This is a genomic window from Zoogloea sp. (assembly GCF_028689785.1).
In the GTDB taxonomy this organism is placed as follows: domain Bacteria; phylum Pseudomonadota; class Gammaproteobacteria; order Burkholderiales; family Rhodocyclaceae; genus Zoogloea.
The window spans coordinates 63,295-88,551 of the sequence record NZ_JAQVCN010000002.1 but is presented as its reverse complement, the minus strand read 5'-3'; the positions used below and the strand labels follow the sequence as shown (position 1 = coordinate 88,551).

Below are 25,257 nucleotides of genomic sequence, written 5' to 3'. Positions count from 1 at the left end.
GCCGCTGATTGTGTCTTCCTGCCTCCTGAAAGCACGCCATGCTCTTCTCGCTGCCTTTTGAACCCCGCCAGCTGGAAGCCCTCGCCCTGGCCACAGCCATTGGCCTGCTGATGGGCCTGGAGCGAGAGCGCCGCCCCAACGCGCTGGCCGGCGTGCGGACCTTCGGGCTCACCGGGCTGCTCGGCGCCATCGCCGCCCTGCTTACCGAACAGCTGGCCACCCCAGCCTTGCTCATCGCCGGTTTTGCCCTGGTGGCACTGATGATCATCGCCGCCAACTTCCGCCATCCGGAGCCCAATGACCCCGGTACCACGTCGGTGATCGCCCTGCTGGTGTGCTACACCCTCGGAGCCATGGTGTGGCTGGGTCACGGCCGGCTGGCGGTGATGGCGGCGGTCGGGTCCACCATGCTGTTGTACTTCAAGTCCGAACTACGCGGCGTGGCCTCCAGGCTAACGGCCCAGGACTGGCGATCCATCCTTCAGTTCTCGGTGCTCTCGCTGATCGTGCTGCCCATCCTGCCCAACCGGGGCTTCGGCCCCTACGAGGCTGTCAACCCTCACCAGGTGTGGCTGATGATCGTGCTCATCTCGGGCGTCAGCCTGGCCGGCTACATGGCCCTGCGTCTGGTTGGCGCCCGCTATGGCGCCCCACTGCTGGGTCTGCTCGGCGGGCTGGTGTCGAGTACCGCGACAACCATGGTGTTCTCCCGTCATGCCCGTGAAAACCCGGCCATGACCACCACTGCCAGCCTGGTGATCCTCCTCGCCAACCTGATCATGGTGCTACGCATCCTGGCCATCGCCGGCGCCCTGTCGGCTCCAGTGGTACCCCTGCTGGCCACTGGCTGCACCCTGGCGATCCTGCTCGGTGCAGTCATGCTCGGCCGCGACTGGCGCCAGCTGGCCGGCAAGGACGCCCTGCCCGTTCCGGAAACCCGCAACCCGACTGAACTCAGCGCCGCCATCGGCTTCGGCCTGCTCTACGCCGCAGTCCTCCTGTGTGCGGCCTGGCTGTCGGACATTGCCGGGCGCGGGGGGCTCTACCTGCTGGCCCTGGCCTCCGGCCTGACCGACGTGGACGCCATCACCCTGTCTACCCTGCGCCTGCACACAGTGGGCAAGGTAGAGACCCAGCCGGCTGCCGTCGCGATCCTGCTGGCCATGCTCGCCAACCTGGCGTTCAAGTCGGGGCTGGCCTTCACCCTTGGCGGAAACGCCCTCGGCCGGCATGTGCTTGGCGGCATGCTCGCCGTGGGCGTTGGCCTGGGCGGCGGCATCGCATGGCTGCTGCACTCCTCCCTATAATGGAGAGCTTGGGGGTGTCCCCGTCTCGACATAAGGACCGAAGGAAACCATGGCTCACGCGTCCCAACGTCTGCCGGCTGTCGCCGGGCTGTTTTATCCGGCCGACTCCCACAGTCTCCACGCCCAGGTAGCCGGCTTTCTGTCGGCAGCGATGCCGGCCGAGGTGGTCGATGCCCCCAAGGCCCTGATCGTGCCCCACGCCGGCTATATCTACTCGGGGGCCGTGGCTGCCTGTGCCTATGCCGAGCTCACGCAGCGCCGCGAGACCATCCGGCGGGTGCTGGTCCTGTGTCCGACCCACCGGGTCGCCATTCGCGGGATGGCACTGCCCGCCGCCCAGACCTTCATCACCCCTCTTGGCGCCGTGGCCGTTGACCGAGAGGCTTGGCTGAGGGCGCGGGAAATGCCTGGCGTGATCGTGGACGACCGCCCCCACGCCAACGAACACGGCATCGAAGTCCAACTGCCCTTCCTGCAGAGTACCCTCCATCACTTCGAGATCCTGCCCCTTGCTGTCGGCCAGATAGATGCCCACCTCGTTGCCAGCCTGCTTGAAGCCCTGTGGGGTGGCCCCGAGACCCTGATCGTCATCAGCTCCGATCTGTCCCACTACCATCCCTACCGCCAGGCCCAGTGGCGCGACAAGGCCACCGTCGCCCAGATTCGCCAGTTCGACGCCACCCTCAACGGCGAACAGGCCTGTGGTGCAGCTGCCATCAACGGCCTGCTGCTGGCGGCCCCCCGTCACCAGCTCACCCCTCACGTGCTCGATCTGCGCAACTCCGGCGACACTGCGGGCGACCGCGACCAGGTCGTAGGCTACGCAGCCATCGCCTTTGCCGAGAACATCAACCATGCCCGTCACTGACACCCTCGGGCCGGCCCTGCTGGCCCAGGCCCGCCACGCGATTGCCGCCGCCCTGGAACAGCCAGCGGACGGCAGCGTTGAACACCCGCAGTTCGCCGAACGTGGCGCCTGCTTTGTGACCCTGACCCTCGACGGAGCCTTGCGCGGCTGCATCGGCAGCCTCAACGCCCATCGCCCCCTGGGCGAGGACGTGCGCGAGAACGCCGTGGCCGCAGCCCTGCGCGACCCCCGCTTCCCGCCCCTCGACGCGGCCGAGCTCCAGCGTGTCGAGGTGGAAGTATCCCTGCTCGGGGAACCCGAATTCATCGACTTCCACGACGAAGCCGACGCCCTGAGCCAGCTCGTGCCCGGCCGGGACGGCGTGATCTTCTTCAATGGCTGCCAGAAAGCCACCTTCCTCCCCCAAGTGTGGGAGCAGCTGCCCGACCGGCGCAGCTTCATGGCGGCCCTCAAGCAGAAAGCCCGGCTGCCCGCCGACTTCTGGGGCCCCAACGTGATGCTGGCGCGCTATCAGGTACGCAAGTGGAAAGAGGAATCCGGCGGAAGCTAACGCCATGGACACCCACCCTGCCCGCTACTGGCATCTCCTCGACGACGGCCGCCTGCAGTGCGACCTGTGCCCGCGGGACTGCCGACTCCACGAGGGCCAGCGGGGTGCCTGTTTCGTGCGCCAGCGGGTCGGCGCCGGGATGGTGCTGAGCACCTACGGGCGCAGCTCGGGCTTCTGCATCGACCCCATCGAAAAGAAACCCCTCAATCACTTCCATCCAGGCAGCAGCGTGCTTTCCTTCGGCACAGCGGGCTGCAACCTGGCCTGCAAGTTCTGCCAGAACTGGGACATCTCCAAGAACCGCAGCATGGACCGACTGATGGATGCCGCAGCACCCGACGCGATCGCCGGGGCCGCCGCCCGCCATGCTTGCCACAGCGTGGCTTTCACCTACAACGACCCGGTGATTTTCGCGGAATACGCCATTGACACCGCCCTGGCCTGCCGGGCGCGGGGCATCGCCAGCGTCGCCGTCACTGCCGGCTATATGCACCCGACTCCACGCCGGGATTTCTACGCGGTGATGGATGCCGCCAACGTGGATCTCAAAGCCTTCACCGAAGACTTCTACGTGCACCAGACCGGCGCCCATCTCGCCCCGGTCCTCGACACCCTGCTTTATCTTCGCCACGAGACGCCGGTATGGCTGGAGATCACCACCCTGCTCATCCCTGGCCTCAACGACAGCGACACAGAGCTCGCAGCTCTGTCACGCTGGATCTGTGATGAGCTGGGCCCCGATGTGCCCCTGCATTTCACCGCCCTCCACCCGGATTACAAGCTCGACACCCTGCCGCCCACCCCACCGGCCACCCTCACCCGGGCCCGCCAGATCGCCCGCGCCGCCGGGCTGCACCATGTCTATACCGGTAACGTGCGCGACATCGACGGCGGCAGCACCCGCTGCCCATCCTGCGACAGCCTGCTGATCAAAAGAGACGGGTACCGGATCCTCTCCTACCGGCTCGATGCCAGCGGAGCCTGCATGGACTGCGGCCACAGGCTGGCCGGGCGTTTCGGCAATTTTGTCAGCCCATTCGGAGCGCGCCGTGTTCCAGTGCACATCGGCGATCAATAGGCGCCTGCACAGCCTTGCCGTGCCCGGCAGTGCATGCCATCGTAAACGGCAGAGTACCGCCCGACGCCTTCGATCATGATGAAACTGCGCCATAGCGCCCTCAGCATTGCCGCCGGCCCCGTCTGGCTGGAAGCTCTCCTGGCCCATTCACCCGACGCCGCCGGCCTGGTCCTGATTGCCCAGAATGCCGTCGGCAACCACCGTGACTCCCGGGAAGCCCACTTCGCCCGACGCCTGCAGGAAGACGGCTTCGCCACCCTGCTTTTCGACCTGCTCAACCACTACGAAGAGTCCCGCGACCCGGACACCCGCTTCAACACGCCCTTGCTCGGCCAGCGCATCCGCGCCGTATTCGAATGGCTGCGCCACCAGCCACCTCTCATCACCCTGCCGGTGGGGCTGGTAGCCAGCGGCACGGGCTGTGGTGCGGCAATCCGTGCGCTGGCCCATGAACCGGAAGCCGTAAGCGCTCTGGTGTGCCGCGGCGGCCGCCCCGGGCTGGCTGGCATCTCGCCCCTGCGACAGGTGCCCTGCCCGACCCGGCAGATCGTCGGCGAACGTGACGAGGGCCTGACCAACATCCGCCAGGCCTACGATCTGCTGACCTGCCCCAAAGACTGGCGCAGCATTGCGGGTACCGACGACTTCTTCCGCGAACCCGGCGCCCTGGACGATGCCGCCACCCAGGCCGCCGACTGGTTCCACCTTCACCTCATCCGCAGCACGCCGCCCCCCGAATCAAGCGCCTGAAACCAGCCCGTCGCCGACCTCAGCCCGCTGCCAGGCGCCGCTCCATGGCCTGATGGGGCAGACCTGCCTCCTCATACTCCGGCCCTACCGGCACAAAGCCGAAGCGCGCATAGAAACCCAGCGCGTGGGTCTGGGCGCTGAGGGCGAGCAACGGCTGGCCGCGTCGCAACGCCTCGTCGATGAGGGCCGCTAGCACAGCCGTGCCCACCCCATGGCCACGCCAGCCGGCACTCACCGCCATGCGCCCGATATGGCCGTCCGGCAGGAGACGCCCGGTGCCCACAGGCTCCTCACCAAGCAGTGCCAAGGCATGGCAGGACAGCGGATCGAACTCATCGAGCTCCATCTCCACCGGCACACCCTGCTCATCCACAAAGACCCGAAAGCGGATCGGCGCGACACGCTCGGCAAGTTCGTCCCACGTTCCCAGCACGATACGGACGGCCCCGTCGCCGCTCACGCCTCGATCTCCACTACGGTGCCGACTGGCACCAGGTCGAAGAGCTCAGCCACATCCCGGTTGCGCATGCGCACACAGCCGATGGACAGGGGAACGCCCATGGGCTCCGTGTCCGGAGTACCGTGGATATAGATGTAACGCTGCATGCTGTCCACCGCGCCGAGGCGATTGCGCCCAGGCTCAGTGCCCGACAGCCACAGGATGCGGGTCAGAATCCAATCCCGCTCCGGGGCGCTCTCAGCAAGCGCCGGTGTCCAAACCTCCCCGGTCGGTCGACGCCCCCGGAATGCCGCACCCAATGGCGCCCCTGCACCAATGCGCGCTCGCACGATGTGACGCCCACGGGGCGTACGGTAGCTGCCCTTCTCCTCGCCCGCACCGTTGCGGGCCGTGGACACGCGATAGCAACGCAAACAAGCACCGTCGTCGCCGAAAAGCCGCAGTGTCTGGGTAGGAATATGGATACGGATGTACACGGTATTCAGACTCCAGCAGCCCGTTTGCGGCGGGCAGCAAAAAAATCAGACAAAATCCCACCGCACTCCCCCGCCATCAGGCCTCCCTCGACTCGGGCGTGATGATTTAGGCGTGTTTCGGCAAAAAGATCGATTACGCTACCGGCAACCCCCGTTTTGGGGTCGCTGGCACCAAAAACAACCCTGCCGATACGTGCATGCATGATTGCGCCGGAGCACATGGCGCAGGGCTCAAGGGTGACGTACAGCGTACAGCCAGGAAGGCGGTAGTTACCGAGCGCTTCAGCCGCGCTGCGCAGGGCCATGACTTCGGCATGAGCTGTGGGATCATGCCGGAGAATGGGCTGATTGAAGCCCCGGCCAACGACGATGCCATCGGCAGAGACCACCAGGGCACCGACGGGTACCTCGCCACAGCGGCCTGCCTCGTGGGCAAGTTCGATGGCGGCCTGCATGAATAGCGTATCCTGCTGAGGGCTCGGAAATTTCATGGTGATGTACGGATTGTTGTTTCACAGGTTCGTTTAGGGATTTTAAAGCAGCATCGTGGAAAGACCCGGCACAACGACAACAGGCGCGCTATCGGTAGGGCCTGCGCGATGAACTCCATGCCGAGTTCTCGATCTGGCTCGAAACCGGCAGACGCCGCTTCGCCCCCGCGCCTCACCCCTGCCCTGCGGGCGGCGGGAGTCTACCTGCTGACAGCCTTGGTCCTTGTCGTCGTAAGGCAACTCATCACCGGCGGCGATGCCACTGCGCCCCTGCTGACAACCCCATGGCTGCTGCTGTTCCTTGTCGCCTCGGCGCTATACATCTTTCTCACCCTGAGGCGTGCCGGTAGTGGTTCGATGGCTCCGGCCACCCGAAGTATCGATGCCGACTACCGAACACTCTTTGACGCCAGCCCCGACCCTCAATGGCTCTACGATGCAGACAGTGGCCGTGTGCTGGCTGCCAATGCTGCCGCCCTCCGGCTCTACGGCCTTTCTGCCGACGCGCTGACAGCCACGCGGGCGGACACCCTCATCAGTCCCCTGCCGCTCCCGTCCACAGCCGCGGTGCTGCTCAACCACCAGCCTGCCGGTGGCACGGCGGTGGAGCTCGAAACCCGCATCCTTGAACAGCCCTTCGCCGGCCACGGCTGTCACCTGGTGGTGGTCCATGAGCAGGGCCAGCAGTTGCGCGCCGAGTCACGTTTTGCCGAGGCCCTGGCCAAGGTCCAGCATATCCTGTACCGCTTCGATCCGGTCCATGAATGCTACGACTACATCTCAGCCAAGGCCGAGGACTGGCTCGACACCCCGACCAAGACCCTGTGCTCCCCCGGCGGCTGGCAACATTTCGCCCGCCGTACCCCCCCGGAAGATCTCCGGCGGATGTGGATTGCCATCAGTGATGCCCTGAAAACCCCCGGGGATCATCCGGTCGAGATCAGCGTCGAATATCGCCTCGACGCCAGCAGCGGCCCCCTGTGGATTCATGACTCGATGACCCTGCTGCGCCACCCGGACGGCAGCCTCCGGGCCATCATCGGTGCCGCCTCAGACCAGACCACCCAGCGCGCTACCCGGGAATATCTCGGCGTAACCCTGCGCAGCATCGGCGACGCGGTGATCGCCACCGACGAAGGCAGCCGGATCACCCTGATGAACCCCGTGGCAGAGGCGCTCACCGGCTGGTCTGAAGACGAAGCCCGCGGCCTGCCCCTTGCCGATGTCTTCCGGATCATCAGCGAAGACACCGGCGAAGTGCTCGAAAGCCCTGCCGACAAGGTCATGCGCGACGGCCGACGCGTCGGGCTGGCCAACCACACCCTGCTGATCGATCGGGACGGCCGGCGTCGCCCCATCATAGACAGCGGTGCCCCCATCCTCATGGCGCCCCACCAGACGCCCCTCGGGGTTGTCGTGGTGTTCCGGGACCAGTCCGAGGAGCGAAGCATCGCCCGCACCGTCGCCGACCAGCAGGCCCGCTACCGGGCGCTTGTCGAGAACGCGCCGGTGGGCATCTTCCACTTCACCTCCGACCTTCTCGTCAGCTACTGCAACAGCCGGCTGGCCGACTTCTTCAAGTCTACCCCCGACCAGCTGGCCGGCATGGACCTGCACTCCCTGGGCGACCAGGCCATCCTGTCGATACTCCACAAGGCCCTGCTGGGCCAGCGGGGTGCCTACGATGGCCCGTTCGTCTCACCCCTGTCCACCGACATGCAGATTCTGTCGATCCGGGTAGCCCCCGAATACGATGCAGAAGGCAAGGTCTTCGGAGGCGTGGGCATCGTCGAGGACCGCACCGCCTTCCTCGAGACGGAAGAACAGCTGCGCGACACGCGCGAACGCTACGTGCTGGCCCAGCGGGGTACCAATGAAGGCCTCTGGGACTGGGACCCGAAAACCCGCTACCTCTATCTCTCCGCCCGCCTGCTGTCCCTCCTCGGACTGCACAGCGACACCCTGCGCACCACCGGCGAGGAGTGGCTGAAGCTGATCCACCCGGACGACCGGCCGCGCTTCCGGGCCGATTTTGTGGCCCACCTGCGCGGTGATACCGAACATTTCGAATCCGAATACCGTATTGCCGACAAGGACGGCAAGTTCCACTGGGTCCTGGCCAGGGGCCTTGCCCACCGCAACCAGCAGGGTCGGGCCGTACGCATCGTCGGCTCCATCGGCGACATCACCGCCCGCAAACTCGCCGAAGAGCAGCTCAAGGCCGAGCGCGATTTCTCCCGCGGCCTCATCGACAGCCTGCCGGCACCCTTCTTCCTGTTCGACCAGAGCGGCCACCTGCTGTTGTGGAACCGTTTCGTCAGCGACCTGACCGGGCTGGCCGACGACGTCCTGCTGCATGCCGAAGCCCAGAGCCTGGTGATTCCCGAACAGGAACCGCTGATGGCCCACCGCATCGAGACAGCGCTGATCTCCGGCGAGGCATCGGCCGAGGTGATGCTGCGGCGCGACGGCGGCGAGCCTGTGCCCTTCCTCGTGGTCGGCCGCCGGGTCATCCTCGACGGCAAGCCGCATATCGTCGGCGTGGGCACCGACCTGACCGAACGCAAGTTTGCCGAGCGGGCCATCAAGCGCCTCAACACCGAACTGGAACGGCGCGTGGCCGAACGAACCTCCCAGCTCAGCGCCGCCTTGAGCGAACTGGAGTCCTTCAGCTATTCGGTTTCCCACGATCTGCGGGCACCGCTGCGCGCCATCGAAGGCTATAGCGCCATTCTGGGCTCCGACTACGGCGACAAGCTCGACGATGAAGCCAAGGAGCTGCTGCGCCGGGTACGCGCCGCCGTGCATCGCATGGGCCAGCTGATCGACGACCTGCTGACCCTGTCACGGGTCAGCCGCAAGGAACTGGACCGCCGCCCCGTGGACCTCTCCAACCTCGCCCAGGTGATCTGCGACGAACTGCGCCAGCAGGAGCCCGAGCGGAACGTCAGCGTGCACATCGCCCCCCAGCTCCAGGTCGAAGGCGACCCCAGCCTGATGCGTACGGTGCTGGAAAACCTGCTGGGCAATGCCTGGAAATTCACCGGCCGGGTTGAGCACCCGTGCATCGAGTTCGATTACGCCCGCCACGAAGGCGTCGATGCCTTCGTGGTCCGCGACAACGGCGCCGGCTTTGACATGCGCTACCGGGAGAACCTGTTCCGGCCATTCCAGCGTCTGCACTCCGACCGGGAGTTCCCCGGCACGGGGATCGGCCTGGCAACAGTGGCCCGCATCGTTCACCGCCATGGTGGTGAGGTGTGGGCCGAAGGAGAAGTCGGCAAAGGCGCCTCGCTCTACTTCAGCATCGGCCAGCCTCCCGTCCTGCAGAACGTCAGCTGAGCGTGGGGCACAGCCTCCGCGGCATCCGAAAGCAGCCGTTCAGCGCAACAGCACGGGGTGATCGGAAAGTTCGTTGGGGTTGTCCAGCCGAGCCGGAAAATGCTTCTCCAGCAGATCGCCCACCGCCTTGACGGCGTCCACCGCCCCCTGCTCAAATCGACCACCACGGAAGGCCAGCTCCATCTGCCGGCAGATCCCTTCCCACTCGGCCTGGGCAACCCGGGCGGCAATGCCCCGGTCGGCCACGATCTCGACCCGACGGTCGAGCCACTGGACATACACCAGCACGCCGGTATTCTCCCCGGTGTCCCACACCCGGAGCTGCGAGAAGACCTCGACCGCCCGCTCCCGGGCCGACACGCCCTGGCGCAGGTCGGCCAGATCCAGGCCCGCCTCCACGGCAAAACGCAGCTCGCCCCGGTGACGCGTTTCCGATGCTTTCACCGCCTGCTCGATGGCAGCCAGCACGCCTGCCGGAAAGACCCGGTCCAGAACCCAGGCCGGGGTAAGCAGATGACGCAGAATGCGCAGCATGGACATCACCAGTCCCCCGAGGCGCCACCGCCACCAAATCCACCACCGCCGCCAGACCAGCCGCCTCCGCCGCCACCCCGCCCGAAACCGCCACCGCCCATTCCGCCTCCCATCCAGGGGCCGCCAATCCCGCGACCACCTCCGCCGGACCCCATGGCCAGAACGAATGCGAAAGCCAGCAACCCGCCCACCACACCAATCACGAGCACCCCCGAAAGGGTCCAGGCCGCGAAGCCCACGATCCCCGAGGCGAGACCGGCCCCCAGCAGACGACCGAAGATCGCTCTCAACACCCCCCCTACCACGATGGTGCCAATGATCCCGAGCACCAGCAGCTCCTCGAAGCCCGCCTCCTGCGTGCCACTCGCTGCCGTGGGGGGCGGCAGGGGCTCACCGGCGATGCGGGCCGCAATGGCGTCCACCCCGGCCTCGATACCACCTGCAAAATCCCCGCCCCGCAAATGCGGCGCCACCACGTCGGCGATGATGCGCTTGGCAATGGCATCGGGCACAGCCCCTTCCAGGCCCCGCCCCACCTCGATGCGCATGCGCCGATCATCTCGAGCAATCAGGAAGAGGATCCCGTCGTCGACACCCTGGCGGCCAAGACGCCAGGCTTCCGCCACCCGCAGCGCGTAGGATTCAACCGCCTCCGGCTGGGTAGTCGCCACCACCAGCACGGCCACCTGGGCACCTTTATCCTTCTCAAGGGCCACCAGGCGCGCCTCCAGGGCCTCGCGACGGGCCTCGGGCAACAGCCCCAGAGTATCGGTGACGTGGGCCGACAGACTCGGCAGAGCCTGCAGCTCCTGGGCGTGAAGCACCCCGGCCAGGCTGCACAGCAGCACCATGAAAAAACGCAGAAGCATGCTGCGGCCCAGGGCCTGCGACACGGATCGGACCTACTGGGCCTTGGCCGGCGCAGCCGCCGGAGCGGGAGCACCAAAATTCACCTTGGGCGGCTCGCTGATGGCCTGCTCGTTCTCGACGGTGAAGTTGGCCTTGGCCTTGGCACCGATGACCATGGCGGTCAGGTTGTTGGGGAAAGTGCGCACCGAGATGTTGTACTCCTGAACGGCCTTGATATAGCGGTTACGGGCCACGGTGATGCGGTTCTCGGTGCCTTCGAGCTGGGCCTGAAGGTCGCGGAAGTTGGCGTCGGCCTTGAGGTTGGGGTAGTTCTCGGACACCACCAACAGGCGAGACAGGGCACCGGACAGCTCCCCCTGGGCCTTCTGGAAGCGGGCCATAGCCTCGGGATCATTGACCAGCTCGGGGGTCACCTTCATGCCCGCCACACTGGCCCGAGCCTCGGTCACCCGGGTCAGAACTTCCTTTTCGTGGGCAGCATAACCCTGCACCACCTGCACCAGATTGGGAATCAGGTCGGCCCGGCGCTTGTACTGGTTGAGCACTTCAGACCAAGAGGCGTTGATCTGCTCGTCGTTGATCTGAATCTGGTTATAGCCGCAGCCCGAGAGCAGGAACAGCGAAAGGACCAAAGACAGAAGAGGCTTGATGGACATGGAGCACGCCCTCATGAAAGAGAAATCAGGTTGGAGCCGGCAGTCAAACAGACTCCGGCAAGGTCGCGGCCATTCTAGCGGCGCCCGGCGCACACGCGGGGCTCGCCGCCCCACGTATTGAAATCTTGCATTTCCAGCCCAGAAATGGCTCTTTCGAACCTCACGAGGCTTTCAGGCCAGCCATGGTACGGCGGGCAAAGCAGAGATCTTCCCAGGCCTTGGCCTTGTCTTGCAGATTGCGCAGCAGATAGGCCGGATGGTAGGTCACCACCACCGGAATGTCATTATGAGAGAACAGCTTGCCACGGGACGCTGCGATCCGGACCTCCTCGTTGAGCAAGGCCTGGGCCGCCGGGCGACCCAAGGCGACGATCAGTCGGGGCCGGATCAGGGCGATCTGGCGCTGCAGGTAAGGAAAGCAGGCAGCCAACTCGGCAGCCTCCGGGGTGCGATTGTTGGGCGGACGGCACTTGACTGCATTGGCGATGTACACATCCTCGCCACGCTTCAGATCGATGCGCGCCAGCATGGCGTCCAGCAGGCGCCCGGCCTGACCGACGAAGGGTTCACCACGCTCATCCTCCTCCGCCCCCGGGCCCTCGCCCACGAACAACCAGTCGGCCTGACGGTCGCCGACACCGGGCACGGCCTGCTTGCGACGCTTGCACAGGCCGCAGGCCTCGCAGCCGCGAATGGTCGCCTCCAGCGTCTCCCAATCCAGCCCGGATACTGCTCCGCCCACGTCGCTCCGCTGCATGGGCTGTACCGGAACAACTGGTGCAGCCGCCTGCTGCAGGCTCTCCCGCAGATCGGGGCGTGCCGGACGCGGCATGGGCGCGGAGGCAGACTGAAGCACCACTGGAACACGTTCGGGCGAGATTTCAGCCGGGGCCGGCTCCGCCTCCCCCTGCCCGGCGCCCCTCAGGCGCCACAGGGGTGCCAGCCCCATCTCCCGCAGAATCGCGTCACGTCGCAGGTTCATTCCACACACCTCACAGGGGCAGCCTCATGACCAGCGCGTCCTCGCGCCCATTGACCGCAGGGTAATAGCCCTTGCGCCGACCGATGGTCTCAAAGCCGGCCTTCCCGTACATGGCCAGGGCCGGCGTGTTGGACGGGCGCACCTCCAGGAACATCTGCCGTGCCCCCGCGGCCCGGGCCACGGCCCCCAGGTGATCGAGCAGGCGACGCCCGAGCCCCAGCCCCTGACGGGCCTTGCTGACACTAATGTTGAGAATGTGCGCCTCGTCCAGCACCATCATCAGCACCGCATAACCGACCCGCTGCCCGCCCTCGAACAGGGTCCAGCAACCGTACCCGGCAATGATCGAATCGGCAAAATTTTGCTCCGACCAAGGGAAGGGGTAAAGCTCACGATCCTGGGCCGCGATCCATTCCAGATCGTCGGTCTCCATAGGTACGAAATCCAGGGCAAGCACGCTCATCATGCCCTTCCCGGCCGCTTTGCCACACCTGTGACATTTTCAGCGCTCACGCCTTGCCCCCGCGGGCCAAGCGCTCGGCGGTGGTCATGGCGACCTTGTCGCGCACATAAAGGGGCGCGGCCAGGGCCGGATCAAGCAGCTCACCCCGCAGGAATCGCCCGCCCGCCAGGCGGGCAATGCTGGAAGCCAGGGGCACAGGCTCCCCGTCGAACCCGGCCAGACGGGCCCCCAGTGCCGGCACCAAGCGTTCCTGATAGGCCCGGAAGGCAGTGCCAAAGCCAAACCAGCTTCCCTCCGGTGGCAGACATACTTCGAGCGGTGTGGCACAGGCCGGCGCCATCACCTCCTCCAAGCCCCCCGCAGTCCGCCGGTAGGCAGCAAAATACACTTCGGACATGCGCGCGTCGGCAGCCACGAAAATGGCGTCCTCGCGGCACTGGCTGGCCAGTGCCTCCAGGTCACCCACCGGAATCACTGGCTTGCCAAGCCCCAGCGCCAAACCCTGGGCCACACCGCAGGCCAGGCGCAAACCAGTGAAAGCACCCGGCCCGGCGCCGAAGGCGATAGCATCGAGCTGAGCCAGGGCGACGCCACAACTGTCGAGGAGGGCGACGACCTCGGGAAGAAGGGTTTCCGAGTGACCAGGGCGGCCGGCAACCGGACGTTCAGTCAGGATGTCTCCGTCGAGCAAGGCAACGGAACCGGAATCGGTGGATGTTTCGAGGGCAAGAATCTTCATAGCGGCCGCATTCTACCGCCCTCCGGGCCTGAGGTCCGCCTGCGCGGAGGCCAGGCCTCAATCTGGACGGCGTGGTGGATTGCCGTAAACGTCGCGGCCTGCTTCGTGCACATCGCGACGCAACTGGCGACGCTCCTCCGGCGACCAGCGACGAGGATTTCGCTCATCCATCTCGCTGCGGCGCATCGGCTCGGCAGCAAAAGCCGGCATCTGACGCATCGGACGATCCTGGGGTGCCGCGTACTGGCGCAGAAAAGGGGTGAGACGCTCCCCCGGATCAGCCAGCGCACTACCGCCCGCAAGCAGCGAAGACAGCAGCACGACCACCCCGACGTGCAAGCCGTGACGAATCCATTTCGGTGAATCTATCCCGTGGCGCATGGTCCCTATCCTAACCCGGACCGGCGTTTTTCGGCATACCCGCCCGGCCCTGAATTGATTCTGGCAGCCCGCGCGGGGCTTGGAATCCACCTTTGTAAGAGAATGTTAGACCCCCACAGAGACTTACGTTTGCTTACCCGACCTTCGCAGCCGGCCTAGCCGGGCGATCGGTGAGCCGTTAGGATGAGGCCATGGAAAAAGAAAGCTATCGCATCCTTGTCGTCGATGACGACCTCCGCCTGCGCGACCTGCTCAAGCGCTACCTCGGCGAACAGGGCTTCAACGTCAAGGTGGTCAACGACGCTGCCCAGATGGACCGGGCCATTCTGCGCGAACACTTCGATCTGATGGTGCTTGACCTGATGCTGCCCGGGGAGGACGGCCTGTCGATCTGCCGGCGTCTGCGTGGCACAGGCAACCGGATTCCCATCGTGATGCTGACCGCCAAAGGCGATGACGTGGACCGCATCATCGGCCTCGAGATGGGTGCCGACGACTATCTGCCCAAGCCCTTCAACCCCCGCGAACTGGTGGCTCGCATCCATGCGGTGCTGCGCCGTCAGCCCCAAACGCCGCCAGGCGCCCCGGTGGCCGACGACGAGGACGTGAGCTTTGGCCAGATCGTCGTACAACTGGGCAACCGCATCCTGATCCGTAATGGCGAGGAAACCCTCCTCACCACTGGCGAGTTCGCCCTGCTCAAGGTCCTGTTACAGCATCCGCGCCAGCCCCTCTCCCGGGACCGCCTGATGGAGTTGGCCCGGGGTCGCGAATACGACGTGTTCGACCGTTCCATCGACGTTCAGATCTCGCGCCTGCGCAAGTTGATTGAAGAAGACCCCGGCAAACCCCGCTACATCCAGACCGTATGGGGTTTTGGCTATGTCTTCGTACCGGACGGCAACAAGCACGCTGCCTGAACCCGCCCCCATGGCGCCTGCCCGCTATCGTTCTTTCCTGGTGGGGGCGCCGCGTACCCTGCTGTGGCGCATCTTCTTGGTCGTCACCGTGCTGATGCTGGCATCGGTGGCCGTGTGGTCAGCCATTTTCAGCCATTTCGACCAGGCAAGCCGGGCCGCGCAAACAGCCCAGGCCGTCGTCAGCATCATCAATCTGACCCGCACCGCCCTGCTCAATGCCGACCCGTCCCTGCGCAAGGATCTCCTGCTTGACCTGGCCACCCAGGAAGGCATCCGCATTTACCCCGCCGAGGCCGATGACCGGACGACACCGCTCGAAGACAGCATTCTGGTGCGCAAGCTCACCGCCGATGTCCGCCACCAGCTTGGGCCAGACACCCGCTTCGCTGCATCCTGGGAAGGCCTGACCGGTTTCTGGGTCAGCTTCCACATCCAGGCCGACGACCCGGAGGACGCCGGCGAATTCTGGCTCATGCTCCCATCCGAACGCATCATGCGCCCCCATGCCCTGGAATGGATGTGGTGGGGCACTGCCGCCCTCAGCCTGGCCATGCTCGGCGCCTACATGATCGTCTCACGCCTCAACCGCCCCCTCAAGGCGCTGGCCTCTGCCGCCCGTACTGTGGGCCGGGGTGAAGTCCCGCCGCGACTCAGTGAGAGCGGCCCAGCCGAGCTGGCCGACCTGGCCCATGCGTTCAACCAGATGTCCAATGACCTTCAGGAGCTCGACGCGGACCGAGCCCTGATCCTTGCCGGTGTCTCCCACGATCTGCGCACGCCCCTTGCACGCCTGCGCCTGGGCGTCGAGATGTGCGGCGCCGATCCGGGTGAGGTCGATGCCATGGTCTCCGACATTGAGGACATGGATCGCATCATCGGGCAGTTCCTTGCCTTCTCGAAGCTTGACGGAGACGAGCCCCTGGAAGCCATGGATCTCGCCGAACTGGCCAACGATCTAGCCGGGCTCTACGCCCGCCGGGGCGTGCCGATCACGGTTCTTGCCACCACTGCGGCGCAGGCCCAGGTCCGCCCCCAGGCCCTGCGTCGGGCAGTCACCAATTTGATCGAGAACGCCCTGCATTACGCCGGCCACCCGCCTGAACTCGCCGTCGGCATGCTCGACGGACGTCCAATGATCGAAGTCCTCGACCGAGGCCCGGGGATTCCCGCTGAACAAACCGAAAAGGTGAAGCGCCCCTTCACCCGCCTGGAATCCGCCCGCAGCAACACCAAGGGCTCCGGCCTGGGGCTGGCCATCGTGGACCGCATCGTCCGTGGACAGCACGGCGAATTTCGCCTGCTCCCCCGTGAAGGTGGCGGCCTGCGTGCCAGCATCCTGCTGCGCGGTCATACCAAAAGCCTGAGTTGAAGCTAAAATCAGGTCCGTCACCCTCCACGTCGTGCTCCCATGATCCTGTTTCACCAGTTCTTCGATCCCACCAGCAGCACACTCAGCCATCTGCTTGCAGATCCCCTGACGGGCGACGCTGTCATCATCGACTCGGTCAAGGAGCACGTCGGTGCCTACATCACCTTTCTTCAGGAGCAGGAGCTTCAGCTGGCTTGGATATTGGAAACGCATGTCCATGCCGATCACATCACCGGAGCGGCCGGGCTGCGCGAGCTCACAGGGGCTCGCAGCGCCATTGGTGCCGGCGGCGGTGTCGGCTGTGCCGACCGCCTGCTCAGAGACGGCGATACCGTGGTCTTCGGCAACGAACTGATCCGCGTGATCCCGACCCCCGGCCATACCCCCGGCTGTGTCACCTACCACTGGCGTGACCGGCTATTCACCGGTGATGCCCTTATGATCGGAGGCTGCGGCCGCACCGACTTTCAGGGCGGCGACGCCGGAACCCTCTACGACAGCATCACCGAACGCCTCTTCGTGCAGCCTGACGAAACCCTGGTCTATCCGGGTCACGACTACCGCGGCGCCCGCGTTTCGTGCATCGGTCAGGAGAAAATCAGCAACCCGCGCCTGTCTGGCCGGAGTCGCAACGAGTTCATCGAACTGATGGCCAACCTCGACCTGCCCCGCCCGCGCATGATCGATGAAGCCCTGCCGGCCAATCTGCGTTGCGGCCGCATTGGAGAACACGACATCCATGGTGCCTGAGCAAACCACCCCTTACATCGAACTGGGCGGGGCCGAAGGCATCCGCCGCCTCGTGCATCGTTTCTACGCCCTCATGGACACCCTGCCGGAAGCCTGGGATGTGCGCCAGATGCACCCGGAAGACCTCTCCGGCTCTGAAGAAAAGCTCTTCAAGTACCTCAGTGGCTGGCTCGGCGGGCCGCCCCTGTTCGAACAGGAGTTCGGCCATCCCCGGCTGCGTGCCCGCCACCTCCTCTTCTCCATCGCCAGCGCCGAACGGGACCAATGGCTGATGTGCATGCGCCAGGCCTTTGACGAGTGCGTTCCCGACGGCCCCCTGCGCGAACGCCTGTGGGGCGCCATCGAGGGCCTGGCCGACCACATGCGCAACCGCGCCGAACCGACCTGATCCGCCCTTCCCCCTTCCGTACCACGCGCTCCGCACCCCGCTTGCCAAGCTCCGACCGATGAAATTCCTTTTCGACCTGTTTCCCATCATCCTGTTTTTCGTCGCCTACAAGTTCTCGGGGATCTTCGCCGCGACCGCCGTAGCCATTGTTGCCACCGTCGGGCAGATCGCCTGGGTGTGGTTCCGCCACCGCAAGGTGGATACCATGTTGTGGGTGAGCCTGGCCATCGTCACCGTATTCGGTGGCGCCACCCTGATCTTCCAGAACCCCACCTTCATCAAGTGGAAGCCCACGGTGCTGTATTGGTTCTTCGCGGGGGCGTTGTTGTTCTCAGCGCTGGTTCTGCGCAAGAACCTGATCCGCACGCTGATGGAAGCCCAACTCAAGCTACCCGACCCTTTGTGGGAGCGCCTCAACCTCGCCTGGGCCGCATTCTTTGCCGGCATGGGCGTACTCAACCTGTTTGTCGCTTACACCTACTCCGAAGACACCTGGGTCAATTTCAAGCTCTTCGGCGGCATGGGACTGATGCTCGTGTTCGTTGTGGCCCAGGGAATGATGCTGTCCCGTTACCTTGAAGAGGAACCCAAGTGATGCTGTATGCCCTGATCGGTGAAGATGCCCCCGGCAGCCACGAAAAACGCATGGCGGTGCGTGCCGAACATCTCGCCCGCCTCCAGGCTCTCCAGGCCGATGGTCGCCTGATCCTGGCGGGCCCCTGCCCCGCCGTCGATTCCGCCGACCCGGGCCCTGCCGGCTTCACAGGCAGTGTCATCGTTGCCGAGTTCGCCTCCCTGGCCGACGCGCAGGCCTGGGCCGATGCCGACCCCTACACCACCACCGGCGTGTTCGCCCGCTGCACGGTCAAGCCCTTCAAGAAGGTCTTTCCCCAATGAGCGTGATGGACACGATACGGGAGCGACTCGCAGCCCTGGCTCCGACCAGCCTAGAGCTGATTGATGACAGTCACCTCCACGCCGGCCATGCAGGCGCCCGCTCCGGCGGCGGGCACTTTCGCCTCAGCATCGTGTCCGAGTGCTTCCGCGGGAAAAACACCGTCGCCCGGCATCGGATCGTTTACGACGCCCTCGGCGAGATGATGCGCAAGGAGATCCACGCCCTTGCCATCCAGGCCCGCAGCCCCGAAGAAAACTGACTTTCAAACCGCAACACCCAAGCAAGGAAACCTGATGAAGATCGTCCCGAGCCGTCTGGCTCTGTCCCTCATCGCGGCCTTCGTCGCGATCCCCGCTTTCGCCCAGACTGTCGTCACCGTTAACGGCACCGCGATTCCCCAGGCCCGCGCCGACGTGATGATCGGTGAGCAAAAGGCCCAGGGCGCACCAGACTCCGAGCAACTGCGCAACGCGGTCAAGGAAGAGCTGATCCGTCGCGAGGTGCTCGCCCAGGAAGCCCGCAAGAAGGGCGTCGAAAAGGCTGGCAACGTGCAAGCCCAGATTGAACTCGCCCGTCAGGCCGTGCTGATCCGCGCCTACCTGCAGGACTACGTCAAGGCCCATCCGGTCACCGATGCCGAGATCAAGGCCGAATACGAGAAGATCAAGTCCCAGATGGGCGACAAGGAATACAAGGCACGCCACATCCTGGTCGAGAAGGAAGAAGAAGCCAAGGCCATCATCGCCAAGCTCGACAAAGGCGAGAAGTTCGAGGAATTGGCGAAGCAATCCAAGGATCCGGGCTCCAAGGACAAGGGCGGCGACCTGGGCTGGGCCAACCCGGCCGGTTTCGTCAAGCCGTTTGCCGACGGCCTGACCAAGCTCGAAAAGGGCAAGTACACCACCACCCCGGTGAAGTCCGACTTCGGCTACCACGTCATCAAGCTCGAGGACAGCCGCCCGGTCAAGGCACCGTCCTTCGACGAAGCCAAGGGTCAGCTCAAGCAACGCCTGGAGCAGATGCGCGTCGAACGTCACATTGCAGAGCTGCGCACCAAGGCCACCATCAAATAAGACCGGCGGCTGCGTACTTGCTAAAGAGAAAGGGGCCTCGCGGCCCCTTTCTCTTTGCTTCAAAACTCAGCAGCGGAGCAGATCAGAACTGATCCTCGGTCAACGCCAGGGCGCCAGCCGCGCCATTGACCACCGAGTAGGCCAGGCCGGGTGCCTGGGCCAGCAGGTGATCGGCATAGAAGCGCGCGGTGACGATCTTGGCCTTGTAGAAGGCGGCGTCGCCACTGCCTTCAGCCAGGCGGCGGGAGGCCACCAGGGCGGCACGGCCCATCTGCCAGCCACCGGCAACGATACCGAGCAGTTTGAGGAAGGGCACCGAACCCACCGAAGCCGCCTTGATGTCATTGCCATAGGTGGCAACGATATAGGCCACGGCCTCATCCACCGCGGTAACGGCAGCGGACAGCGCCTTGCGAATGGCCGCAAACTCTTCACCGACGGCCTCGCCCAACTGGGCTTCGACCTTGCGCATTTCGGCAATCACGGCCTTGACTGTCTGGCCGCCTTCCTTGGCGATCTTGCGACCGATCAGGTCGTTAGCCTGGATCGCCGTGGTGCCTTCATAGATCGCGGTGATGCGCGCATCACGGAAATGCTGGGCCGCGCCGGTTTCCTCGATGAAGCCCATGCCGCCGTGCACCTGCACCCCTGTGGAGGTGATCTCGATGGAGGCCTCGGTGAGCCAGCCCTTCACCACCGGGATCATCAGATCCATGAAGGCCTGGTTCTGGGCCCGCACGGCCTCGTCGGGGTGATGGTGAGCCATGTCGGTGGCGGCACCCACTACGTAGGCCAGCGCACGCTGTGCCTCAATCTGCGACTTCATGCTCATCAGCATACGGCGCACGTCGGCGTGATGGATGATGCTCACCTTCGGGCCGCCGCGCACGCCGGCCTCGGTCCCCTGGATGCGGTCCTTGGCATAGGCCAGGGCCTGTTGGTAAGCGCGCTCCGACAAGGCCAGGCCTTCCATGCCAACCGCAAAGCGGGCCTCGTTCATCATGATGAACATGTACTCAAGGCCGCGATTGGCTTCGCCCACCAGGGTGCCGATGGCGCCGCCGTTGTCGCCGAAGGCCAGCACGGCCGTCGGACTGGCGTGGATGCCCAGCTTGTGCTCGATGGACACGCAATGCACGTCGTTGCGCTCGCCCGGCGTACCGTCAGCCTTGAGCAGGAACTTGGGCACCACGAACAGGGAGATGCCCTTCACCCCCTCCGGTGCGTCCGGCAAGCGAGCCAGCACCAGGTGGATGATGTTGTCGGTCATGTCGTGCTCGCCATAGGTGATGAAGATCTTCTGGCCGAAGATCTTGTAGGTGCCATCACCCTGGGGCACCGCGCGAGTGCGAACGGCGGCAAGGTCGGAGCCGGCGGAGGGCTCGGTCAGGTTCATGGTGCCGGTCCATTCACCGCTCACCATCTTGGGCAAGTAGAGGGCCTTTTGTTCGTCGGTGCCACGCAGTTTGATGGATTCGATGGCGCCATTGGTGAGCATGGGGCACAGGGAGAAAGCCATATTGGCCGATTTCCACATTTCCATGACCGCCGTGGAGACCAGCTTGGGCAGCCCCTGGCCGCCATATTCGGGCTCGCAGGCCAATGCGGTCCAGCCGGCTTCGGCAAACTGCGTGTAGGCCTCCTTCCAGCCGGTGGCGGTACGCACTACACCGTTGTCCCAGGTGGCGCCTTCCTGGTCACCGGTCCAGTTGAGGGGCGCGATCACGCCGCTGGCAAATTTGTTGGCTTCTTCAAGAATGGCATCGACCAGATCGGAGGACGCATCCTCGCAGCCCGGCAGGGCGGCAACAGCGTCAAGGTCGGCGAGTTCGCGCAACACAAACTGCATGTCGCGAATGGGTGCGGTGTAGCTGCTCATTGTTTTTTCTCCACGGAATGTTGTTTTAGGTTTTACGACCCGTCGGGCCGGCTTACTTGTTCATCAGGTAACTTCTGTCATCAAAACTCGCCACCCACTCGGGGTAATACACCACCAGCAGGGTGAGGACCATGCCCGACAGCCATGCTTCGGCAAACCCCAGCAGCAGGAAGAACGGCAGGTACTCTGACAGCAGTTTGTCCGCCGGGTAAGCACCGGCGGCAAAGAGGGTCAGCGAAGCAATGACGCCCTGGAGCAGGACAATCACGGCAGCGCCGAGAAAGGCATTGACGAAAATATAGACGAAGAAGTGTCGCGGCAGCCAACGCCGGATGATGCGGGAATAGAGGCTGCCCAGCGCCACAGGGATCATTCCCATCACCAGGAAATTGATCGGGTAAGCGCCCCATTCGACGCTGCCGTTCAGCGTGACGCCTGCCAGGGCAAGACCCAGCACGACAAGGGCCATTTGCGGCCCGAAGATCAGGGTGCTTGCCATGGCGCCCAGCAGGTGAAGATTCAGGCCGGGATAGACACCGGCGTTGAGGCTCCACAGCAAGGTGAGGGCAACCGCTGCACCGAGAACAGCGTTGAGTTGATGCCCGTCGAGCAGACGGCGCCACGGGGCCGTACGAAGGATCCACAGCCCGCCCCCAACCCCACAGAGCGCAGCAAACACATGCCACGCTGTGGAGAAGAGCTCAGGCTGAAAGTTCATTCAGGCAGGCCCCGCGCCGTGCACTTGCTCAGACCGCTGCCGCGAGCTGGGGAACCGCCTCGAACAGATCGGCCACCAGACCATAGTCCGCCACCTGGAAGATGGGGGCTTCCGGATCCTTGTTGATCGCCACGATCACCTTGGAATCCTTCATGCCGGCCAGATGCTGGATGGCGCCGGAGATGCCTACAGCCAGGTAAAGCTGGGGTGCGACGATCTTGCCAGTCTGACCGACCTGATAGTCGTTGGGCACATAGCCCGCATCCACCGCCGCACGGCTGGCGCCGAGGGCCGCGCCGAGCTTGTCGGCCAGCGGCTCAAGCACGGCATGGTAGTTCTCGCCGCTGCCCATGCCGCGACCGCCGGAAACGATGATCTTGGCGGCGCCCAACTCGGGGCGGGCAGACTTGGTCAGCTCACGGCCAAGCAGTTTCGACAGGCCCGAATCGGCCACGGCAGAAAGTTGCTCCACCGCCGCACTGCCCCCCTCGCCCGCAGCTTCGAAAGCCGTGGTACGAACGGTGACGACCTTGACGGGATCAGCAGATTTGACCGTGGCCAAAGCGTTACCGGCGTAGATCGGGCGCACGAAGGTGTCGGCGGATTCAACGGCGACGATCTCGGAAATCTGGGCCACATCCAGCAGGGCAGCCACGCGGGGCAGTACGTTCTTGCCGAAGGTGGTGGCCGGGGCCAGCACGTGGCTGATCGAACCGGCGGATGCCCCCACGACGGCGAGGATCTGGGCTGCCACGTTTTCCGCGGACTGATCAGCAAAGACTGCCGAATCAGCCACCAGAACCTTGCTTACGCCAGCCACCCTGGAAGCAGCTTCGGCAGCCGCACCAGCACCGGTGCCCACCACCAGCACGGCAATGTCGCCCCCCAGCTTGGCTGCGGCGGTGACGGTGTTGAGGGTTGCGCCCTTCAGGGACGCGTTATCGTGCTCGGCAATCACCAGGACCGTCATCACAGCACCTTCGCTTCGTTCTTGAGTTTGTCGACCAGCTGAGTCACGTCAGCCACCATGACGCCCGCGCTGCGCTTGGGCGGTTCGACCACCTTGAGAGTGGTGAGGCGCGGAGCCACATCGACGCCCAGATCGGCCGGCTTGACGGTCTCGAGGGGCTTCTTCTTGGCCTTCATGATGTTCGGCAGGGTGGCGTAGCGCGGCTCGTTGAGGCGCAGGTCGGTGGTCACCACCGCCGGCAGGGCGATTTCGAGGGTCTCGAGGCCACCGTCGATCTCGCGGGTCACAGTGGCCTTACCGGCGCTGACCGCCACCTTGGAGGCGAAGGTGGCCTGGGGCCAACCCATCAGCGCAGACAGCATCTGGCCGGTCTGGTTGGCGTCGTCATCGATGGCCTGCTTGCCGCAGATCACCACCTGGGGTTGCTCCTTGTCACACAGAGCCTTCAGCAGCTTGGCCACGGCCAGGGGCTGCAGCTCCGCATCGGTCTCGACCAGAATGCCCCGGTCGGCGCCGATGGCCATGGCGGTACGCAGGGTTTCCTGGCATGCGCCCACGCCGCAGGAGACGGCAACCACTTCAGTGGCCACGCCGGCTTCCTTCAGGCGAACGGCTTCCTCGACAGCGATTTCGTCAAAGGGGTTCATGGACATTTTGACGTTGGCAATATCCACGCCGGTACCGTCACTTTTCACGCGGACCTTGACGTTGTAATCCACCACACGTTTAACGGGAACCAGAATCTTCAATGCTGCGCTCCTTGAAATTGGATTTTCTCCACCAGTTTTGTGGGTTTGCGACCGTAGCGGATTCCATCGGGAGACCTGCCCGCAAACCTGTTCTCCGACCACCAGCCCTGCGGCGCGACAGCACGCACGGAGACAGTTCGGTACAGCAGGCGGCAGCTTCTCACAGGCCGCCTTGCTTTGTCACTTTCCGTACGGTAGCGTATGGCCCTCAAACCGTCAATACTACGCCGTATGGAAAAGACTCCTCGCCTCCAGCTTGATCGTGCCACCTGGATCCAGGCCGCTCTCGACACCTTAGCCGACGAGGGCGTGACCGGCGTGCGTGTCGAAGTCCTGGCCAAGCGCCTGCATGTCACCAAGGGCAGTTTCTACTGGCACTTCAAAGACCGCCAAGACCTCCTGTCAGGGGTACTGGAGACCTGGAAGGACGGGCGTATCCGCGACATCATCAAACAGACCCGGCCCGAGACTGGCGACGAAGAGGCGCAGATCTTCCGCGTCATTGACGTTTACAGCACCAGCCGCAACCGAAAGGGCATCCTGATCGAGCTGGCCATGCGGGAATGGGCCCGCCGCGCCCCCGCCGCCGCCGCGATCGTCGAGGAGGTGGACACGTGGCGCCTGCGCTGCGCCCGAGAACTCTTCCTGGCATGCGGGGTGCCCATGCACGAGGCCTCGACCCGCAGCATGCTCCTGTACGCGTACGTGTTCGGCGTCTCGATGATGAACTGCGATAAATTCGACGGCGACATCACCCGCATGAAAGACGACATCCGCGAACTCATTGCCCGTAGCCGCACGCCCCTGGCAAGTCCGCAGCCCTGACATCCATCAGTCCTGGAATGGCCTGAAGCGCATTGCGGCCCGTGGCCGCAACCAGGGCACCCAGCTCCATCCCCCGCAATTCGGCCAGCACTTCGGCAAAACGGCGCAGGTTGGCCGGCACATTGCGCTGCCCTGCCCCCCAGGCCGGCGCAATGTCGGGGGCGTCGGTTTCCAGCACGATGCTGTCCAGGGGCAGACTTGCCGCCAGCTCCCGGATGCGTGTCGATCCACTGTAAGTCATGGCGCCACCGAAACCGAGATGAAAGCCCAGCCCGATGAAGGCCTCAGCCTGCTGACGGCTGCCATTGAAGGCGTGGGCGATCCCGCCGCGGGGGCGGAAACGGCGCAGCTGCTTCAGCACCGCATCCTGAGCGCGGCGGATGTGCAGCACCACCGGCAGGTCGAAATCCCGGGCAAGCCGGAGCTGCGCCTCGAAATACTGCAGCTGCAGCGGCATATCACCGTCGGGCACGAAACCATCCAGACCAATCTCGCCCACCGCCACCGCCCCCCCTGCCGCAAGCCGCTGGCGCAGGGTTTCCAGATCCGCAGCCTGCGCCGCCCGCACGTACATCGGGTGGATCCCGAAGGCGTGCCGGCAGTCCGGATTGTCGGTACTGAGCGCCGCCACCGCATCGAAGTTGGCAGCCCCGACCGCCGGCACCAGGAAGGCGCCGACACCGGCCCGCCGGGCCTCATCCAGCACCTTCCCCCGGTCCCCGTCGAACTCGGCGGCATCCAGGTGGCAGTGAGTATCGATCAGCACGAAGC

Annotated in this window: 30 protein-coding genes; 15 read left to right on the top strand and 15 right to left on the bottom strand. The window is 64.9% G+C overall.

Going from position 1 to position 25,257, the window contains the following annotated elements; all coding sequences use genetic code 11:
- The first annotated feature begins 38 nt into the window (after positions 1-38).
- From PHI64_RS01620 to PHI64_RS01600, 5 genes are all read left to right on the top strand, one after another.
- Positions 39-1,307 (top strand): MgtC/SapB family protein, encoded by a 1,269-nt coding sequence (locus PHI64_RS01620; protein ID WP_299877554.1) that lies wholly within the window; start codon positions 39-41, stop codon positions 1,305-1,307.
- A gap of 49 nt (positions 1,308-1,356) precedes the next feature.
- Positions 1,357-2,175 (top strand): AmmeMemoRadiSam system protein B, encoded by an 819-nt coding sequence (amrB, locus tag PHI64_RS01615; protein ID WP_299877552.1) that lies wholly within the window; start codon positions 1,357-1,359, stop codon positions 2,173-2,175.
- Entirely contained in the window at positions 2,162-2,725 is a 564-nt protein-coding gene (gene amrA, locus PHI64_RS01610) for an AmmeMemoRadiSam system protein A (RefSeq protein WP_299877549.1), read from the top strand. Before amrB ends, amrA begins: the two co-directional genes overlap by 14 nt.
- Positions 2,726-2,729: 4 nt before the next feature.
- A complete protein-coding gene (gene amrS, locus PHI64_RS01605) occupies positions 2,730-3,803 on the top strand; it encodes an AmmeMemoRadiSam system radical SAM enzyme (RefSeq protein WP_299877546.1) in 1,074 nt (357 codons plus the stop codon).
- A 75-nt stretch (positions 3,804-3,878) separates the two neighbouring features.
- On the top strand, positions 3,879-4,553 hold the full coding sequence (locus PHI64_RS01600) for an alpha/beta hydrolase (RefSeq protein WP_299877543.1): 675 nt from the start codon (positions 3,879-3,881) through the stop codon (positions 4,551-4,553).
- Positions 4,554-4,572: 19 nt separating this feature from the next.
- Here PHI64_RS01600 and PHI64_RS01595 read toward each other — a convergent pair whose 3' ends face one another.
- Genes PHI64_RS01595 through tadA form a run of 3 tightly spaced genes read right to left on the bottom strand, consistent with a single transcriptional unit; the run spans position 4,573 to position 5,980 of the window.
- The gene (locus PHI64_RS01595) at positions 4,573-4,989 is read right to left on the bottom strand and encodes a GNAT family N-acetyltransferase (RefSeq protein ID WP_366945113.1); all 417 of its coding nucleotides are present in this window, start codon (positions 4,987-4,989) and stop codon (positions 4,573-4,575) included.
- A gap of 20 nt (positions 4,990-5,009) precedes the next feature.
- Positions 5,010-5,489 (bottom strand): L,D-transpeptidase, encoded by a 480-nt coding sequence (locus PHI64_RS01590; RefSeq protein ID WP_299877537.1) that lies wholly within the window; start codon positions 5,487-5,489, stop codon positions 5,010-5,012.
- 5 nt (positions 5,490-5,494) lie between these two features.
- Positions 5,495-5,980, bottom strand: coding sequence for a tRNA adenosine(34) deaminase TadA (gene tadA, locus PHI64_RS01585; protein WP_299877534.1), 486 nt, complete (start codon positions 5,978-5,980; stop codon positions 5,495-5,497).
- Between the two features lie 117 nt (positions 5,981-6,097).
- On the opposite strand from tadA, the gene PHI64_RS01580 reads away from it, so the two are divergent.
- Positions 6,098-9,322, top strand: coding sequence for a PAS domain S-box protein (locus PHI64_RS01580; RefSeq protein WP_299877531.1), 3,225 nt, complete (start codon positions 6,098-6,100; stop codon positions 9,320-9,322).
- Between the two features lie 39 nt (positions 9,323-9,361).
- On the opposite strand, the gene PHI64_RS01575 is transcribed toward PHI64_RS01580, so the two are convergent.
- The 7 genes from PHI64_RS01575 to PHI64_RS01545 all read right to left on the bottom strand — a co-directional run bounded on the left by PHI64_RS01575 (position 9,362) and on the right by PHI64_RS01545 (position 13,947).
- Complete coding sequence (locus PHI64_RS01575; RefSeq protein ID WP_299877528.1) at positions 9,362-9,856, bottom strand: TPM domain-containing protein; 495 nt, start codon at positions 9,854-9,856, stop codon at positions 9,362-9,364.
- A gap of 5 nt (positions 9,857-9,861) precedes the next feature.
- The gene (locus PHI64_RS01570; protein ID WP_299877525.1) at positions 9,862-10,725 is read right to left on the bottom strand and encodes a TPM domain-containing protein; all 864 of its coding nucleotides are present in this window, start codon (positions 10,723-10,725) and stop codon (positions 9,862-9,864) included.
- 33 nt (positions 10,726-10,758) lie between these two features.
- Positions 10,759-11,382: a LemA family protein gene (locus tag PHI64_RS01565; RefSeq protein ID WP_299877522.1), complete on the bottom strand. Its 624-nt coding sequence runs from the start codon at positions 11,380-11,382 to the stop codon at positions 10,759-10,761.
- Positions 11,383-11,542: 160 nt separating this feature from the next.
- Positions 11,543-12,364, bottom strand: coding sequence for a uracil-DNA glycosylase (locus PHI64_RS01560; protein WP_299877519.1), 822 nt, complete (start codon positions 12,362-12,364; stop codon positions 11,543-11,545).
- A 10-nt stretch (positions 12,365-12,374) separates the two neighbouring features.
- A complete protein-coding gene (gene rimI, locus PHI64_RS01555) occupies positions 12,375-12,830 on the bottom strand; it encodes a ribosomal protein S18-alanine N-acetyltransferase (protein ID WP_366945106.1) in 456 nt (151 codons plus the stop codon).
- A 43-nt stretch (positions 12,831-12,873) separates the two neighbouring features.
- On the bottom strand, positions 12,874-13,566 hold the full coding sequence (gene tsaB, locus PHI64_RS01550; RefSeq protein ID WP_299877517.1) for a tRNA (adenosine(37)-N6)-threonylcarbamoyltransferase complex dimerization subunit type 1 TsaB: 693 nt from the start codon (positions 13,564-13,566) through the stop codon (positions 12,874-12,876).
- Between the two features lie 57 nt (positions 13,567-13,623).
- On the bottom strand, positions 13,624-13,947 hold the full coding sequence (locus PHI64_RS01545) for a hypothetical protein (RefSeq protein WP_299877514.1): 324 nt from the start codon (positions 13,945-13,947) through the stop codon (positions 13,624-13,626).
- A 191-nt stretch (positions 13,948-14,138) separates the two neighbouring features.
- Between PHI64_RS01545 and ompR the strand changes: the two genes are divergently transcribed.
- The 8 genes from ompR to PHI64_RS01505 are packed head-to-tail and all read left to right on the top strand — an operon-like array spanning position 14,139 to position 19,345.
- Positions 14,139-14,867, top strand: a complete 729-nt coding sequence (gene ompR, locus PHI64_RS01540; protein WP_299877511.1) for a two-component system response regulator OmpR — start codon at positions 14,139-14,141, stop codon at positions 14,865-14,867.
- 10 nt (positions 14,868-14,877) lie between these two features.
- Complete coding sequence (locus tag PHI64_RS01535; RefSeq protein ID WP_299877508.1) at positions 14,878-16,236, top strand: sensor histidine kinase; 1,359 nt, start codon at positions 14,878-14,880, stop codon at positions 16,234-16,236.
- Positions 16,237-16,275: 39 nt separating this feature from the next.
- On the top strand, positions 16,276-16,986 hold the full coding sequence (locus PHI64_RS01530) for an MBL fold metallo-hydrolase (RefSeq protein ID WP_299877505.1): 711 nt from the start codon (positions 16,276-16,278) through the stop codon (positions 16,984-16,986).
- Positions 16,976-17,374: a group II truncated hemoglobin gene (locus PHI64_RS01525; protein ID WP_299877502.1), complete on the top strand. Its 399-nt coding sequence runs from the start codon at positions 16,976-16,978 to the stop codon at positions 17,372-17,374. Before PHI64_RS01530 ends, PHI64_RS01525 begins: the two co-directional genes overlap by 11 nt.
- 58 nt (positions 17,375-17,432) lie before the next feature.
- A complete protein-coding gene (locus tag PHI64_RS01520; protein ID WP_299877499.1) occupies positions 17,433-17,969 on the top strand; it encodes a septation protein A in 537 nt (178 codons plus the stop codon).
- Positions 17,969-18,271 (top strand): YciI family protein, encoded by a 303-nt coding sequence (locus PHI64_RS01515; protein ID WP_299877496.1) that lies wholly within the window; start codon positions 17,969-17,971, stop codon positions 18,269-18,271. Before PHI64_RS01520 ends, PHI64_RS01515 begins: the two co-directional genes overlap by 1 nt.
- Positions 18,268-18,531 carry a BolA family transcriptional regulator gene (locus tag PHI64_RS01510; RefSeq protein WP_299877494.1) on the top strand — a complete coding sequence of 88 codons (264 nt, stop codon included), beginning with the start codon at positions 18,268-18,270 and terminating at the stop codon, positions 18,529-18,531. Before PHI64_RS01515 ends, PHI64_RS01510 begins: the two co-directional genes overlap by 4 nt.
- A gap of 34 nt (positions 18,532-18,565) precedes the next feature.
- Positions 18,566-19,345 carry a peptidyl-prolyl cis-trans isomerase gene (locus PHI64_RS01505; RefSeq protein WP_299877491.1) on the top strand — a complete coding sequence of 260 codons (780 nt, stop codon included), beginning with the start codon at positions 18,566-18,568 and terminating at the stop codon, positions 19,343-19,345.
- A gap of 82 nt (positions 19,346-19,427) precedes the next feature.
- On the opposite strand, the gene PHI64_RS01500 is transcribed toward PHI64_RS01505, so the two are convergent.
- The 4 genes from PHI64_RS01500 to PHI64_RS01485 are packed head-to-tail and all read right to left on the bottom strand — an operon-like array spanning position 19,428 to position 23,661.
- On the bottom strand, positions 19,428-21,224 hold the full coding sequence (locus PHI64_RS01500; protein ID WP_299877489.1) for an acyl-CoA dehydrogenase: 1,797 nt from the start codon (positions 21,222-21,224) through the stop codon (positions 19,428-19,430).
- Positions 21,225-21,276: 52 nt separating this feature from the next.
- Positions 21,277-21,942, bottom strand: a complete 666-nt coding sequence (locus PHI64_RS01495; protein WP_299877487.1) for an energy-coupling factor ABC transporter permease — start codon at positions 21,940-21,942, stop codon at positions 21,277-21,279.
- 28 nt (positions 21,943-21,970) lie between these two features.
- A complete protein-coding gene (locus PHI64_RS01490; protein ID WP_299877484.1) occupies positions 21,971-22,912 on the bottom strand; it encodes an FAD-binding protein in 942 nt (313 codons plus the stop codon).
- On the bottom strand, positions 22,912-23,661 hold the full coding sequence (locus PHI64_RS01485; protein ID WP_299877481.1) for an electron transfer flavoprotein subunit beta/FixA family protein: 750 nt from the start codon (positions 23,659-23,661) through the stop codon (positions 22,912-22,914). The genes PHI64_RS01490 and PHI64_RS01485 overlap by 1 nt, the downstream gene beginning before the upstream one ends.
- Positions 23,662-23,892: 231 nt before the next feature.
- Here PHI64_RS01485 and PHI64_RS01480 point away from each other — a divergent pair, with 231 nt between their 5' ends.
- A complete protein-coding gene (locus PHI64_RS01480) occupies positions 23,893-24,486 on the top strand; it encodes a TetR/AcrR family transcriptional regulator (protein WP_299877477.1) in 594 nt (197 codons plus the stop codon).
- Here the strand turns inward: PHI64_RS01480 and PHI64_RS01475 are convergent.
- Entirely contained in the window at positions 24,443-25,252 is an 810-nt protein-coding gene (locus PHI64_RS01475; RefSeq protein WP_299877474.1) for a TatD family hydrolase, read from the bottom strand. The two genes, PHI64_RS01480 and PHI64_RS01475, sit on opposite strands and share 44 nt — an antisense overlap.
- Positions 25,253-25,257 lie beyond the last annotated feature (5 nt).

What these genes read in the sequence shown, in the direction of transcription:
- PHI64_RS01620 (WP_299877554.1), top strand. Translation starts at nt 39, where the DNA reads ATGCTCTTCTCGCTGCCTTTTGAACCCCGCCAGCTGGAAGCCCTCGCC.
- amrB (WP_299877552.1), top strand. Translation starts at nt 1,357, where the DNA reads ATGGCTCACGCGTCCCAACGTCTGCCGGCTGTCGCCGGGCTGTTTTAT.
- amrA (WP_299877549.1), top strand. Translation starts at nt 2,162, where the DNA reads ATGCCCGTCACTGACACCCTCGGGCCGGCCCTGCTGGCCCAGGCCCGC.
- amrS (WP_299877546.1), top strand. Translation starts at nt 2,730, where the DNA reads ATGGACACCCACCCTGCCCGCTACTGGCATCTCCTCGACGACGGCCGC.
- PHI64_RS01600 (WP_299877543.1), top strand. Translation starts at nt 3,879, where the DNA reads ATGATGAAACTGCGCCATAGCGCCCTCAGCATTGCCGCCGGCCCCGTC.
- tadA (WP_299877534.1), bottom strand. Translation starts at nt 5,980, where the DNA reads ATGAAATTTCCGAGCCCTCAGCAGGATACGCTATTCATGCAGGCCGCC.
- PHI64_RS01580 (WP_299877531.1), top strand. Translation starts at nt 6,098, where the DNA reads ATGCCGAGTTCTCGATCTGGCTCGAAACCGGCAGACGCCGCTTCGCCC.
- PHI64_RS01575 (WP_299877528.1), bottom strand. Translation starts at nt 9,856, where the DNA reads ATGCTGCGCATTCTGCGTCATCTGCTTACCCCGGCCTGGGTTCTGGAC.
- PHI64_RS01570 (WP_299877525.1), bottom strand. Translation starts at nt 10,725, where the DNA reads ATGCTTCTGCGTTTTTTCATGGTGCTGCTGTGCAGCCTGGCCGGGGTG.
- PHI64_RS01565 (WP_299877522.1), bottom strand. Translation starts at nt 11,382, where the DNA reads ATGTCCATCAAGCCTCTTCTGTCTTTGGTCCTTTCGCTGTTCCTGCTC.
- PHI64_RS01560 (WP_299877519.1), bottom strand. Translation starts at nt 12,364, where the DNA reads ATGAACCTGCGACGTGACGCGATTCTGCGGGAGATGGGGCTGGCACCC.
- rimI (WP_366945106.1), bottom strand. Translation starts at nt 12,830, where the DNA reads ATGATGAGCGTGCTTGCCCTGGATTTCGTACCTATGGAGACCGACGAT.
- tsaB (WP_299877517.1), bottom strand. Translation starts at nt 13,566, where the DNA reads ATGAAGATTCTTGCCCTCGAAACATCCACCGATTCCGGTTCCGTTGCC.
- PHI64_RS01545 (WP_299877514.1), bottom strand. Translation starts at nt 13,947, where the DNA reads ATGCGCCACGGGATAGATTCACCGAAATGGATTCGTCACGGCTTGCAC.
- ompR (WP_299877511.1), top strand. Translation starts at nt 14,139, where the DNA reads ATGGAAAAAGAAAGCTATCGCATCCTTGTCGTCGATGACGACCTCCGC.
- PHI64_RS01535 (WP_299877508.1), top strand. Translation starts at nt 14,878, where the DNA reads ATGGCGCCTGCCCGCTATCGTTCTTTCCTGGTGGGGGCGCCGCGTACC.
- PHI64_RS01530 (WP_299877505.1), top strand. Translation starts at nt 16,276, where the DNA reads ATGATCCTGTTTCACCAGTTCTTCGATCCCACCAGCAGCACACTCAGC.
- PHI64_RS01525 (WP_299877502.1), top strand. Translation starts at nt 16,976, where the DNA reads ATGGTGCCTGAGCAAACCACCCCTTACATCGAACTGGGCGGGGCCGAA.
- PHI64_RS01520 (WP_299877499.1), top strand. Translation starts at nt 17,433, where the DNA reads ATGAAATTCCTTTTCGACCTGTTTCCCATCATCCTGTTTTTCGTCGCC.
- PHI64_RS01515 (WP_299877496.1), top strand. Translation starts at nt 17,969, where the DNA reads ATGCTGTATGCCCTGATCGGTGAAGATGCCCCCGGCAGCCACGAAAAA.
- PHI64_RS01510 (WP_299877494.1), top strand. Translation starts at nt 18,268, where the DNA reads ATGAGCGTGATGGACACGATACGGGAGCGACTCGCAGCCCTGGCTCCG.
- PHI64_RS01505 (WP_299877491.1), top strand. Translation starts at nt 18,566, where the DNA reads ATGAAGATCGTCCCGAGCCGTCTGGCTCTGTCCCTCATCGCGGCCTTC.
- PHI64_RS01500 (WP_299877489.1), bottom strand. Translation starts at nt 21,224, where the DNA reads ATGAGCAGCTACACCGCACCCATTCGCGACATGCAGTTTGTGTTGCGC.
- PHI64_RS01495 (WP_299877487.1), bottom strand. Translation starts at nt 21,942, where the DNA reads ATGAACTTTCAGCCTGAGCTCTTCTCCACAGCGTGGCATGTGTTTGCT.
- PHI64_RS01490 (WP_299877484.1), bottom strand. Translation starts at nt 22,912, where the DNA reads ATGACGGTCCTGGTGATTGCCGAGCACGATAACGCGTCCCTGAAGGGC.
- PHI64_RS01480 (WP_299877477.1), top strand. Translation starts at nt 23,893, where the DNA reads ATGGAAAAGACTCCTCGCCTCCAGCTTGATCGTGCCACCTGGATCCAG.